The sequence below is a fragment of the Microcystis sp. M049S2 genome, assembly GCF_020245625.1.
GTDB classification, from domain to species: domain Bacteria; phylum Cyanobacteriota; class Cyanobacteriia; order Cyanobacteriales; family Microcystaceae; genus Microcystis; species Microcystis ichthyoblabe_A.
In genome coordinates this window covers 1-13433 of record NZ_JADBUN010000133.1, presented here as the reverse complement: position 1 = coordinate 13433, position 13433 = coordinate 1, and the positions used below count along the sequence as shown (strand labels likewise).

12 protein-coding genes are annotated in these 13433 nt (G+C 43.6%); 3 read left to right on the top strand and 9 right to left on the bottom strand.

What is annotated here, in order from left to right; translation table 11 throughout:
• Nucleotides 1-8: 8 nt before the first annotated feature.
• From IM496_RS11395 to lexA, 4 genes are all read right to left on the bottom strand, one after another.
• Nucleotides 9-971, bottom strand: coding sequence for a diiron oxygenase (locus tag IM496_RS11395; RefSeq protein WP_108936686.1), 963 nt, complete (start codon nucleotides 969-971; stop codon nucleotides 9-11).
• Between the two features lie 104 nt (nucleotides 972-1075).
• Nucleotides 1076-2839, bottom strand: a complete 1764-nt coding sequence (locus tag IM496_RS11390) for an LVIVD repeat-containing protein (protein ID WP_287661966.1) — start codon at nucleotides 2837-2839, stop codon at nucleotides 1076-1078.
• 302 nt (nucleotides 2840-3141) lie between these two features.
• Nucleotides 3142-3774: a cohesin domain-containing protein gene (locus IM496_RS11385; RefSeq protein ID WP_194014784.1), complete on the bottom strand. Its 633-nt coding sequence runs from the start codon at nucleotides 3772-3774 to the stop codon at nucleotides 3142-3144.
• 482 nt (nucleotides 3775-4256) lie between these two features.
• Nucleotides 4257-4871, bottom strand: a complete 615-nt coding sequence (lexA, locus tag IM496_RS11380) for a transcriptional repressor LexA (protein WP_287661965.1) — start codon at nucleotides 4869-4871, stop codon at nucleotides 4257-4259.
• Nucleotides 4872-5324: 453 nt separating this feature from the next.
• Here lexA and nifJ point away from each other — a divergent pair, with 453 nt between their 5' ends.
• From nifJ to IM496_RS11365, 3 genes are all read left to right on the top strand, one after another.
• Nucleotides 5325-8879: a pyruvate:ferredoxin (flavodoxin) oxidoreductase gene (gene nifJ, locus IM496_RS11375; RefSeq protein ID WP_287661964.1), complete on the top strand. Its 3555-nt coding sequence runs from the start codon at nucleotides 5325-5327 to the stop codon at nucleotides 8877-8879.
• Nucleotides 8880-8881: 2 nt separating this feature from the next.
• Nucleotides 8882-9907, top strand: a complete 1026-nt coding sequence (locus IM496_RS11370) for a dihydroorotate dehydrogenase-like protein (protein WP_287661963.1) — start codon at nucleotides 8882-8884, stop codon at nucleotides 9905-9907.
• 178 nt (nucleotides 9908-10085) lie between these two features.
• Nucleotides 10086-11300 carry an ATP-dependent 6-phosphofructokinase gene (locus tag IM496_RS11365; protein ID WP_287661962.1) on the top strand — a complete coding sequence of 405 codons (1215 nt, stop codon included), beginning with the start codon at nucleotides 10086-10088 and terminating at the stop codon, nucleotides 11298-11300.
• 485 nt (nucleotides 11301-11785) lie between these two features.
• Here the strand turns inward: IM496_RS11365 and IM496_RS11360 are convergent, their stop codons facing one another.
• The 5 genes from IM496_RS11360 to IM496_RS11340 form a co-directional block, all read right to left on the bottom strand.
• The gene (locus tag IM496_RS11360; protein WP_002758288.1) at nucleotides 11786-11965 is read right to left on the bottom strand and encodes a hypothetical protein; all 180 of its coding nucleotides are present in this window, start codon (nucleotides 11963-11965) and stop codon (nucleotides 11786-11788) included.
• 88 nt (nucleotides 11966-12053) lie between these two features.
• Nucleotides 12054-12230, bottom strand: coding sequence for a hypothetical protein (locus IM496_RS11355; RefSeq protein WP_287661961.1), 177 nt, complete (start codon nucleotides 12228-12230; stop codon nucleotides 12054-12056).
• Between the two features lie 213 nt (nucleotides 12231-12443).
• A complete protein-coding gene (locus IM496_RS11350; RefSeq protein WP_002742721.1) occupies nucleotides 12444-12668 on the bottom strand; it encodes a DUF2283 domain-containing protein in 225 nt (74 codons plus the stop codon).
• Between the two features lie 3 nt (nucleotides 12669-12671).
• Nucleotides 12672-12902, bottom strand: coding sequence for a hypothetical protein (locus IM496_RS11345; RefSeq protein ID WP_002742722.1), 231 nt, complete (start codon nucleotides 12900-12902; stop codon nucleotides 12672-12674).
• Nucleotides 12903-13007: 105 nt separating this feature from the next.
• Nucleotides 13008-13433, bottom strand: a 426-nt coding sequence (locus tag IM496_RS11340) for a WD40 repeat domain-containing protein (RefSeq protein WP_502861835.1), incomplete at its 5' end; no start/stop codon positions are given.

Genomic DNA, 13433 nt, shown 5'->3' with positions numbered 1-13433 from the left:
AACAAATATCAGGAGTTAAAAAGTCCCTGTCGAACAAAACTATCAATACCATGCTGAGAATCGAAAATACCAAGCTCTTGGGCGAGGGTTATGATTCCGCTATAATCGAGCCGCATCAAGTTAACTTCATTATCAGCCGCGCAGTCATTTAACATTTCCTGAGTATGATCAAATCCAATTTGCTCTAACAGCGAGTTCCAAAGTGGAAACTCCATATTGGCAAACCAACGTACAGGTAATGGCAACTTCTCAATGAAAAATTCCTTCTCTTGTGGGTTTAGTTGGTTATATATACACTTGGTCAAGTTTTTAAAAATACACCCATGAGCTTGTTCATCACAGCGATGAGTATAAACAACCATGCGGTTAAAGGGTTGAATTTTTCGATCATCTGAGAGTAAATTGAGATAATCACTAATAAAGACCTCCGAAACAATTGCTGTGACTAACCTAATGATAGTTTTTTGCCAATTTTCCGAATAGGAATCTTGTTCACGCTGCATACTGCTAATCAGATTAAAAGCTGGTAGATTCTGGAATTCTAATCCTCGTTGTTGCTTTGTAATGCTACAGGCTCTTTTGACCAACTTAACATGAAATGATTCGTCTATCAAAGTATCAGCGACAATTTCCTGAATATTTTCATCTTCGACTCCCGGAAGTTTTTGATAGAGAATATCTTCACAAACAGGATTGATGACTTTAAGTTCAATATCAACTGTCTTGAGATTATAGATTAACCAGCCACAAGAAAGAATTTTTTGTTGAATACTAGGAGCAACCGTCAAAAAACGAGAGTGCTTGTGAAATGGCAACAAATCAACTCGAAAGTCAGGTAAGGTGGGGTCTAATAAGGATTCTAAATTTGACTCTTCTTTTTTGACTTGGGCTCTTAATGCCCAATTCTTATTCATCTTTTGTAGTAGGCTACGAGAATGGGAGAGAGGCTTCTGATTTGTTAGAGGATTCATGGTTAACTCCTTAATGTAAAATTGTCAAGAAACTCAGAAATCTCCGTTGTGTTATTGGCTTTAACTCCTCACTCAGAACACAGGACCGGAGATTTCTTAGAAACTTATCGATAATTCCCTGCAATTAACTCTCCATGAGGCATCATCAGTCCATCGGCTGCCCCATAAATTTTCACTACTTGGTCTGTTTTTGGATCAATTTTGATGATGTAGTTAGAAGCATAGCTAGTCACATAAACGGATGTCCCGTCGGGTGTAGCAGCGATACCGTGAGCAACAGCAAAATCTGAGGGTAAATCTTCACCTGGTTTGAACCGTTTGAGAAAAACAGGGTTATTGATATCAGTGATATCAAATACAGAAACAAAGCCATCTCGTCCAAAAGTGTCTCCTAAAGAGTCTTCTTCACCTACATACAGCTTATTTCCAACAATCGCCATATCTGAGGCAGAACGGTAGATACCAGGCTGATTAGGATCATTGACATGAGGAATAATCAGACTAGCAGTTGGGGCGCTAGGATTGAGGGTATCAATTAACCAAATACTCGGCCCAATGATATTCTTGCCTTCGGGAGTCAAGGATGTCGGTCCAAACTGCAACGAACCTGTGAGAATATAGCGGTTATCTCGCCAAATCATGTGATGGGTGAAAGCAGCATAGTTATTCCCTTGCTCTAATTTGACAGAACTGATATGAGTAAGTTGTCCTGTTTCACGATTAGGTGAATACAAATCAATCTCATTGTGATCGTAGTAATAACCAGTTCCTAATCCGAGAGTTCCAGCATCGTTAAATGTAACGGTGTGAGTTTGATTACTGTTACTTCCAAAAGTCAAGGGTGAGATGCTGACAAACTCATTTGTTCTCGTATCAATGACGGGAAAACGATTATCCGTCCAAACAGTCATATAAGTATAGGGAGACTCCGGCAGAAAAGTGGGGCCATGTATTTGAGTCAATGGCGGTTGAGTCCAACTAGCAATTCGTTGGCTCGGATCAACTTGACTGACAGTGGGATAGTTGGATGGATTTCCAGGCGGATCGAGAATTAAAACCTTAGAAATGCTTATATCTGATGGGCCTCCTGACCAATCTATATGATCACCAATACTGATCACTGTAATTGCGCTTGGGGTAGTGGCTGAGTTGTCACTTGTCAGATAGATCGTCTTTTCATCAGGCGTGATCCAAGCGTGCTGTGGATTACCCCCAGGATAAGCATTTGCTCCTGTACCTAAACTTGCTAGAGGAAATTGAAGTATTTGATCCGTCTCAGTGTTAATCAAGACCAAATCTTCGTCCATCATATCCACTGCTGCATAAATGACTCGGTTGAGGGTGTAGTTGATATCGAAATCAGTTGTGTTTCCCCATTTGTCTTTAGCAAGAAGATGAAATGTGTGATTACCTTCTCCTAAGGGAGCACCATTGATTTGCTCTAGCTGATAACGCTGAAATGTGAAACTGCCATCAGCATTGATCCAATTGGTAACATTAGTAAAGTGAATATCATCAAAGGTAGCTAAGACCCTCGTTACTCCACTAGCGTCACTTACTGTTCCTGTGACAGAAGGATCGGCGGTAATATTATCGCTTGTTGTTCCCAGATCGTGGGCTGTATCACGCAAGAGCGCATTGGTAACAATTGGCCCGCTATGATCCGTGTTATTGCGTAGTTGTAAACCTAATATTCTGGCATCCGCTACAGTAATACGTCCGTTACCATCAAGATCACGCAGATCGTTGGCTCCTGAAGCTTTAGTATTGCGGGCATTAACAATGGCATTGTAATCGTCTTGCTCTAAATCCCCATCGCCATCAGCATCTCCTTTTAATAACTGATCTCCTAAGTAGCTAACTTGCATTGGAGAATCTTGGGGGATTAGTCCCGTAAGAGAATCTTTATTAGTAATTGGGATTATCTCAGTCTTTTGAGGTTGAGTATATCCATGAAGGTTTAGATCGCTAATAGGGACACTTGTGGACATCATCTGCTGTAATCCTGAGTTTAGGGAGGTGTTCGTCCCTGATAAATAACCCAGATCAAGCCCTGACAGCATGGGATTTACATTAGATGAGTTTAAACCGGAAACAGGTAAAGATGCGGCAGAATTTTCCATAATCAAAATATCTCCTGGGATTTTCTCAACAGTCTTGAATCGCTGTGTTATCTTTCTTTGTCTGCCACTAATGGGAGCGTGACTTTTAACTTTTTGCCTGTCAGTACCAAACCCAATCCAAGGGTAGTCAAATAACTTAACAAACCAAAGCTTGATTCAGGTACACGAATAACTTGAACGGATTTATCAGTAGGCAACGTATTTAAAGTAAGAGGATTCGTGTTTTCATCTGTCAAATCATTGACAGAGAGCGAAAGGACACTACTGCCGGGAGAAAGTCCCATGAAGTTTAATGTTGCTAGCTTAAAATTACTGGGTTGCGAAGCATTAAGGGTTTCAGGAGAATCTAAAGAAATCTCAAAGAAGTTCACAATTCCCTGTTGACTATTGTTAAACCCCTTCGTTCCCGTGCCAGACAAATCGACAAAACCCCCAAAGATAGCACTGTCGAATTTCAGCACACTATTATTAAAACCTAAATCGAGGTCAAAGGCAGACAAAGAAGGCGCAGTCATCTTTCCTAGTCCATTAATAACGATATCTACCTGAAATGCTTCTCCTACTGCTACAGCCTGTTTTGATGGAAACATTTCTATCGACACTGCTTGAGCTATTTCTGGTGTCGGGAGCGTTAATAGCAATGAAAAGACTATACCTAGAGGCAATACATTCTGGTTCATCAAATTACTCTTGTGTGTAAAGAACAAATGTAAGTTAACGTAATTTAGGTATCCTAAATATTTTAATATTTAGCACTCCTAATCTTTTGTTATCTTACCCTTATTTCTACAATTCACTCTTGGGCTTTCCGCAAACATTACAAAATTTTACAAGAGAGACATGATGCTGATTTAGCGCCAATTCAAAAATGAAACGCATCAACCTCAAGAGTTGACAAAGAAAGGCTCATCAGGTACTGTCTGAGTAAATTCTCAAAAAGTGCTGGTAAGCTGTATTGAATTTAAACTGCCTATTGAAAATTTTAGTACAAATGCTCAAACTCCTTCTCCCTGCTCCGCAGCTCTGGCGCTCCCCGCTCCCCGGCAATCTTAACGAGTAATTTGGATAGTCAACAGCTTATCCTAGTCTGCCAAACCGGTTCTTTTCTGGGAGCCAAGGAGAGGAAAAATTATCGGGGCGCTTAAGTGCGCCCCAGTTTTGGCTAATAACCGCGCCAAACACCAACCAAAACCCCTTGTACTTGTACTTGTTCGGTATTGGCTGTAATTGGTTGGTATTTTTGATTGGAGGGTTGGAGAGTGATGATTTCTCCTTCTTGGTAGAAACGTTTTAAAGTAGTGCCGTGGCCTTCGACTCTAGCGGCGACGATTTCCCCATTGGACACCGCTTCACTACCCGTCAGAGAACGCATAATCACCAGATCCCCATCGGCAATATGATCCTCGATCATACTGTCTCCGGAAACGCGCAGAGCATAACAGTCTTGACTGCGTTGCAACAGGTTAGAAAGATCGAGTTTTTCTTCCTCATCGGTGAAGGGTTCCACTAAACCACCAGCAGCGATCACGCCGAGAATCGGTAAACCCTGCACTGGTTGTTTGAGAATCCGCAGGGTGCGTGCTTTTCCTTCTGTCCAATCAATATAGCCTTTGGTGCGTAAACGTTCTAAACGGCTTTGAATCGGTGCGGGAGAGCGTAAATTCATCGCTCGCATCATTTGCCGGATGGAAGGGGCGTGTTGCGTAGTACGAATATACTCAATTAGCCAGTCGTACAACTCCTGTTGCGCTTGAGTAAGGGATTCGAGGTTAGTCATGATCTATTTTCCCATCCTTAGGTTAAGATAATTTGTACTTTAGTTCATTTGTGTTCAACCTAGTACATCTTAACTTCATCGGCCGACTAAATCAACTGGTTATTGAGATCGCTGGCAAAAATCAAAAATTTAGGAAATTAATTCTGCACGATTACTTATCAATTCTCAATATTAATTAATCCAGGTGACAATTGCTGGCAAACTCAGCAGCGTATTAAGAAAAAATAACGAATTGCTAGAAAGCCAAGAATCTGGATAATGATCGAGGTGGAGACAGAAAAATCGCTCTACTTAAGCCTGTCTGCCGTAAGCGTCCAATAGTAGATAGGGAGTCAAAAGCGACGCTCAAGAAAATCCTTCGGTTGTCAGGGAAACGAGGGGATATTTAGTGCGAAATTGAGCCGTAAAAAAACTTAAAATCCCGACAAATATCGTAAAAACTAAGGGGAACACATGACCACAAAAACCTATGCAACCATAGACGGTAACGAAGCTGTTGCACGCGTTGCCTATCGTCTCAGTGAAGTAATCGCTATTTATCCTATCACTCCCTCCTCGCCTATGGGTGAATGGTCCGATAGTTGGGCAGCCGAACGCAGAGCTAATCTCTGGGGAACCATTCCTTCCGTAATCGAAATGCAGAGCGAAGGTGGGGCAGCGGGAACCCTGCACGGAGCGCTACAAACAGGCTCTTTAACTACTACTTTCACTTCCTCCCAGGGATTATTATTAATGCTCCCCAACTTCTACAAAATTGCGGGAGAATTAACCTCTTCAGTAGTCCATGTGGCGGCCCGTGCTTTAGCAGCCCAAGGGTTGTCAATTTTTGGAGATCATAGTGATGTCATGTCTGCCAGAAGTACGGGTTGGGCTATGTTAGCGGCTAATTCCGTTCAAGAAGCTCAAGATCTGGCGGCTATTGCCACGGCTACCACCCTAGAAACCAGGATTCCTTTTCTGCACTTTTTTGATGGGTTTCGTACCAGTCATGAGGTGCAAAAAGTCGAATTAATTAGCGATGAAACTCTCAAAGAACTGATCGATGAAGACCTAATTATTGCCCATCGTCAAAGAGCTTTAACTCCCGATCGACCAGTGTTACGAGGCACGGCACAAAATCCCGATGTTTATTTCCAAGCAAGGGAAAGCGTCAATCCTTTCTATCATGCTTGTCCCGATATCGCCCAAAAAATTATGGATCGTTTTGCCCAATTAACAGGAAGGCAATACCATCTCTATGAATACCACGGTGCGCCCGATGCCGAAAGAGTGATTATTTTAATGGGATCGGGAGGGGAAACCGTCCATGAAACCGTGGATTATCTCAATCAAAATGGGGCTAAAGTTGGGGTCTTAAAAGTTCGTCTTTATCGTCCCTTTGCCGCCGACAAATTACTGGCAGCTTTGCCCACCACGGTGAAAAAAATAGCCGTTTTAGATCGCTGTAAAGAACCCGGTGCCGGGGGTGATCCGCTATATTTAGACGTGGTAAATGCCTTTATGGAAGAGTACGAAGGCAAGCTGCCGAAAATTGTGGGAGGACGCTACGGTTTATCTTCCAAAGAATTTACTCCAGCCATGGTTGCTGGTATATTTGATAACTTAAGTCTCGACAAACCGAAAAATCACTTCACTATTGGTATCGTTGACGATCTCACCTTTTCCAGTCTGGAATATGACCGCAGTTTTTCCACTGAACCAGACGAAGTAGTGCGGGCGGTTTTCTACGGTTTAGGTTCCGATGGTACGGTGGGAGCTAACAAAAATTCAATTAAAATCATCGGTGAAGATACTGATAATTATGCCCAGGGTTATTTCGTCTATGATTCCAAAAAATCTGGCTCCGTCACCGTTTCTCACCTACGCTTTGGCCCCCATCCGATTCGCTCTACCTATTTAATCACCGATGCTAACTTTATCGCCTGTCATCAGTGGGAATTTGTCGAACAATTTGATCTGCTAGAAACCGCTAAATCGAACTCAATTTTTCTGCTGAATAGTCCCTATCCACCGGAGGAGGTATTTAGTCACTTACCTCGCCATCTCCAGCAAACTATCATCGATAAAAATCTGCAAGTTTATACGATTAATGCGACTCAAGTAGCCAAAGAAGCGGGGATGGGCAGTCGGATTAATACCGTGATGCAGGTGTGTTTCTTTGCCCTAGCGGGGGTTTTGTCTCGGGAAGATGCGATCGCACAAATCAAAAAAGCCATCCGCAAGACCTACGGCAAGAAAGGCGAAGAAATCGTGCAGATGAACATCAAAGCTGTGGATTCTGCCCTAGAACACCTCTATCAAGTGCCAATTCCCGCCACTGTCACCCCCGAAGCTTTTGAATTAAGACCACCGATTCCCGACAACGCACCCGCTTTCGTCCGAGAAGTCCTCGGCAAAATTATCGCCCGTCACGGGGATGAATTGCCCGTTAGCTCCCTTCCCAACGATGGTACTTACCCCACCGCCACTAGCCAATGGGAAAAACGCAATATTGCCCAAGAAATCCCCGTTTGGGATGCGGATGTCTGTGTTCAGTGCGGTAAATGCGTTCTCGTTTGTCCCCACGCCGTTATTCGCTCGAAAGTTTATGATGAGGCCGAATTAGCCACGGCCCCGGAAACCTTTAAAGTCGCAAATGCCAAGGATCACGACTGGAAAGGGCTAAAATTCACCATCCAAGTGGCCGCCGAAGATTGTACCGGTTGCGGTCTCTGTGTTGATGTTTGCCCCGCTAAAAACAAATCGCAACCACGTCTAAGAGCGATTAATATGGCTCCCCAATTGCCCCTGCGGGAACAGGAACGAGTTAACTGGGATTTCTTCCTTAATTTACCTAATCCAGACCGATTAAGCCTAAATCTCAATAAAATTAACCATCAGCAAATGCAGGAACCTCTCTTTGAGTTTTCCGGCGCTTGTGCCGGTTGTGGTGAGACTCCCTACGTTAAATTGGTCAGTCAGCTATTTGGCGATCGCATGATAGTGGCTAATGCCACCGGTTGTTCATCTATCTACGGAGGTAATTTACCGACAACGCCCTGGGCAGTTAACGCCGAAGGTCGCGGTCCGGCCTGGTCGAATTCCCTCTTTGAAGATAATGCCGAATTTGGCTTAGGATTCCGAGTTTCCATCGATAAACAGGCAGAATTTGCCGCCGAACTGTTAGGAACCCTCGCTAGTGAAATCGGAGAAAGTCTAGCGGCAGATATTCTCAATTGTCACCAAGTCGATGAAGCGGAAATTTACGAACAACGGCATCGGGTAGAGGCCCTAAAATCCCGTTTAGGGCAATTAACCCCGACCACGCAGGTGAAAATGTTGTTATCCGTGGCCGATTATCTGGTCAAGAAAAGCGTCTGGATTGTCGGGGGTGACGGTTGGGCCTACGACATCGGTTATGGTGGCTTAGATCACGTTTTAGCTAGTGGTCGCAATGTGAATATTTTGGTCATGGATACGGAAGTTTACTCGAATACGGGCGGCCAGGCCTCGAAAGCTACTCCTCGCGCCGCCGTAGCTAAATTTGCTTCTGGTGGCAAACCAGGGCCGAAAAAAGACCTCGGTTTAATGGCCATGACCTACGGTAACGTCTATGTGGCCAGCGTGGCTATGGGGGCAAGAAACGAGCAAACTATCAAAGCTTTCCTAGAAGCGGAAGCTTATAACGGGCCATCGTTAATTATCGCCTATTCTCACTGTATTGCTCACGGGATCAACATGACCACCGCCATGAACCATCAAAAAGAAGTGGTGGAAAGCGGTCGCTGGTTAATGTACCGTTATCATCCCGATTTAGCTAAAGAAGGCAAAAATCCCCTACAATTGGACAGCCGTGCGCCTAAGCTTACCGTAGCGCAAACTCTCTACTCGGAGAATCGCTTTAAGATGTTGGCCACCAGTAAGCCGGAGGAAGCTAAACGTCTGCTCAAAGAAGCACAAGCAGATGTGGATACGCGCTGGCAAATGTATCAGTATTTAGCAGCAAAAGGTACAGGGAGCAACGAATAGTTATGAATCTACACACTACTTACATGGGTTTACAATTGCGATCGCCGCTAGTTATCGGTGCGGCCGCACCCTTGAGCGAGGATATCGACAATATCAAGAGAATGGAAGACTTCGGAGCCGCTGCCGTGGTTTTACACTCCTTTTTCGAGGAGCAGATTAAACACGAAAGACTGGCTCTACACCATCATTTTACCCACGGAGCCGAGAGTTTTGCGGAAGCTTTGACTTATTTTCCCGAACCGGAGGTTTTTCACGTTGGTTCCGACGAATATCTCAACCATATTCGCAAAGCCAAAGAAATGGTCGATATTCCCATTATTGCCAGTCTCAACGGTGAGACCTCTGGGGGATGGTTGGAGTATGCCATTCAAATTCAACAAGCGGGCGCTGATGCTTTGGAGTTGAATGTTTATTATGTTCCCAACGACCTGGAATTAACCGGAAATCACGTCGAACAAAACTATATTGATATCCTCAAAATTGTCAAATCGGAGGTATCGATTCCCGTCTCGATGAAGTTAAGTCCCTACTTTAGCAATACGGCCAATATGGCTAAACAATTAGCGGAAGCGGGGGCCGATGGGTTGGTATTATTTAACCGTTTCTATCAGCCGGATATCGACTTAGACACCTTAGATGTTCACCCTAATATTATCCTCAGTAATCCCCAAGCAATGCGTTTACCCCTGCGCTGGATTGCCATGCTTTACGGTCGTGTAGCGACGGATTTTGCCGCTACCAGTGGTATTCATAACGCCATCGACGTGATCAAAATGATGATGGTGGGGGCAAAAGTGACCATGTTAGTTAGTGTTTTATTACGCCACGGTTTGGAGGAAATTACCAAGATCGAACAGGGTTTATTGCATTGGTTGGAAGAAAATGAATACGAATCGATCGAGCAGTTAATTGGCAGTATGAGTCAAATGAACTGCCCAGATCCGACCGCTTTTGAACGGGTACAGTATATGAAAGCTCTGCAAAGTTACGAACCTGTTTGGAAACGTTTTCAAACCACCAGTAAATAAAAGTGGGAAGTGGGAATGGGGGAATGGGGGAATGGGGAAATGGGGAAATGGGGAAATGGGGGAATGGGGAATTTCAACTAAAACCCTAAAACCCCAAAACCCCAAAACCCCAAAACCCTAAAACCCTAACACCCACCCGACTCCCGACAAAGAAAAAAAAATCCTGGAGGATATAACTATGAACGAGAATCAAAAGAAAAAAATCGGCATTCTGACCAGTGGTGGCGATTGCCCGGGGTTAAATGCGGTAATTCGTGCCGTGGTGAAATCATCAAAACTCAAGGGTTGGGATGTGTACGGCATTCCCTACGGGACCGACGGTTTTATGCAGATTGCCGAGGGAAAATATCACCCCGAAGATTTAATCCTGACTCAGCATGGCTATAACCTACCCGGGGTCTTGAAAGGATTAGACGTTTTGCAGTTTCTTAGTGGTAGTGTTTTGGGTTCTTTGAGCAAAGGACATCCCGAAAACCCAGAAATTGCCACGAAAATCCTTCAAGGATACGAAATGCTGGGATTAGATGCCCTGATCGTCGTTGGAGGCGATGGGAGCATCGATATCATCTACGATCTCGCCCAGAAAGGCAACTGGAATATTATCGCGGTTCCCAAAACCATCGATAATGACGTTCCCTATACGGAATGGGCAGTCGGTTTTACCACTGCCGTCGATATCGTCACTCAAGCTTTGTATGATCTCACCTTTACCGCCGCTAGTCACGAAAGGGTGATGATTGTGCAGGTGATGGGTAGAGATGCCGGTCATCTAGCCCTTCATGCCGGAATTGCCGGGGGGGCCGATGCGATTTTTATTCCCGAATTAACCCCGGCTCTCACTCCCGCAATTATCGACGGTTGTTGTCGTCATTTGGCAGAATTACGCGCTCAAGGTCGTAAATTCGCTCTCATTGTGATTTCTGAGGGTGTTAAGAACGAAAATAACCAAAAAGAGAAGTATATTGCCGATTATTTAGAAAAATTAATATTTGACAAAACTCGCTCTTTGTGCGTTACCGATCCCGTCTTCTGTTATCTCAATTCCATGGATGTGCGGGCCATGTCTTTGGGACACCTGCAAAGAAGTCGTCCTCCTTTGGCCATGGATCGACTGTTAGCCACGGCCTTCGGCATTAAGGCCGTAGAATTAATCGAACAGGGAAAACTCGATCGCGTGGTGATTTGGCGCGGGGGACAAGTGCGTAGTTTGCCCCTGAAACCAGTGATCAAAATTATCAAACAATGTCATCAAGAGCATCGCTGTGCCTATCCCGTGGATCCTGAGGGTTTTATCGTGAAAACAGCCCGTTCTTTGGGAATTTATCTAGGGGAAAATCCCACGACCACGACCGAGACGGCAGTAGTTCCGCAAGCTGTGGAGGCGTTGGTTTAGTGATAATAAAGCGAGAAGGGTTGCTAATACTTTCTCGCTTTGTTAATTGGTTAAGATTAGGTATTTCTAAACGCTACAATTACGGGAGATACTGACAGCTACTGTCGAAATAAAGAAACTTTTTAAAAGAGTGTAATTAATTTTCTGAGCATAAACTTTTATCATTATAAACCCGAACTGTATATCCTTCTCAACCCGACGAATCAAATTCTTTTCTGTCAAATTTGTGGCTTTTCTCGCGAAACAGGTGCAAGATTTTGAGAGAATCGTCGTTCAAAACCTTGCGTCTTCATCGGCCCGCGTCCTGTAGGGGCGAAGCATTCGGGCAATAACCTATCGGTGAAACCAGAGATTTTCTATCCGAATGCTTCGCCCGTACTTTTTCAGCAAACCCTACATAAAGACTTCTACTATCAGTAATGAGGTTATAAGATTGAACTATTGGACAAGCTTCAATGAGATGTCTAATCTCTTGAAAATAGTCATTAATCAACAAATTCTATCTCCTCAATTTCTTCTTTGTCTTGCAGTAAAGCTTCTAGCATCCAAGCTTCTCCCATCCATTCATCAAAGTCTAAGGTATGCTGCAATTCATTGTTTTCAAATCGTCTGAGAAATTCTTGTGTCTGCATTTGATACTTAAGTAGGTAGGCGTTAAAAATCATCAGATCCCCCCGCCTATCGGCACCCCCCTTATCAAGGGGGGCAGGGGGGATCGAACCTAAAATCCATTTTTAATTTAATTATAACCAGCTACTTATTTTCAAAAAAAGTTATTCGTTCTTGGGTGCGCTTAATTCCTTCTTGAAGTTCTTGCAGTCTTTCGGTTAATGCGTCTTCAATAAATTTTTTTAAGGAGTTTAGATGTTTAGAACTCAGTTTTACTTCAGCCATAATGCTTCCGAGTTGATAATCGCTGCTGTTTGCCATTCGTCAGTCCATCCTAATTCTAGTTCATCTACTGCTAAAAAAGCTTGGGCGAGTTCTTCTGCTTCTTGTTGTTGTCGCCATTGTTGTAAAATTGAGGCGATGAAAATGCTTTTATCTTATACTTTCTGGTTTAGGTAATTAACCAGTTCATCGGGTAAAGAAATGGAGATTTTAGCCATGGTTATCTCTTTGGGTATTTGATTCTAATATAGACTATTTTGATTGAGCTAAAATAACAGAATTAAGGGGGAAAGATTCAGTTTCTAAACGAGTTAAATCAACAATTTGACTAGCTTGATCAATATCAATTCCAACTAATTTTCCTTCGCTATCAAAATCTAAAACAATATCAGGGGCGATTTCTTGAGAATCGGTGCTTGTTTTTTCTGATAGGCTAATGTATAGAGAATCGGTTTCAGGATAATAACTAAATTTCATTTTTTACTCCTTAAAGTTACGATCTGGGAAGGCGTTATGAATGGTTTCTCCATCATCTAGAGTGACAACTCGCAAGTATTTTCCTAATTCGGGAATGTATAACCAATGACGAATGCGTCCATTTGGTTCTATTTCTCGTCTAACTGGATTCTGGATAGCCTGTTGACACCATTCTCGCTTAAGATAGGGTCTTTTGACCAAGACTTGTTCTTCAAAGTAGCGGGTAGTTTTCATTCATCATTTTTCTGATCGATTCCTTCTATCATAATTTTAACGAAATTTAGATAAATTTCCCCAGATACTAAATTCTCCCCCCTTTTTAAGGGGGGCAGGGGGGGATCAAATCCCATCACACAAACCCCTATCCTCCTCCCTGACACCAGAATTAGGATTGTGCAAATAAACCCGCACCCAATCGCAACTACGCTCCATTAAAGCATCTAAACCCCAGCCATTGTTTCCATTCCAGAGTTTGATGGTGTTGTCATCACTACCGCTCACCAAAGTCTTGCCGTCGGGACTAAAATTAACGCTTCTGACAGCGCTATCATGCCCCTTGAGGGTGCGGATTTCTTGGCCTGTTTCTACATTCCAGAGTTTGATAGTCTTGTCCCAACTACCGCTCACCAAAGTCTTGCCGTCGGGACTAAAATTAACGCTTGTGACAAGATCATCATGCCCCTTGAGGGTGCGGATTTCTTTGCCTGTTTCTACATTCCAGAGTTTGATAGTCTTGTCAACACTACCGCTCACTAAAGTCTTGCC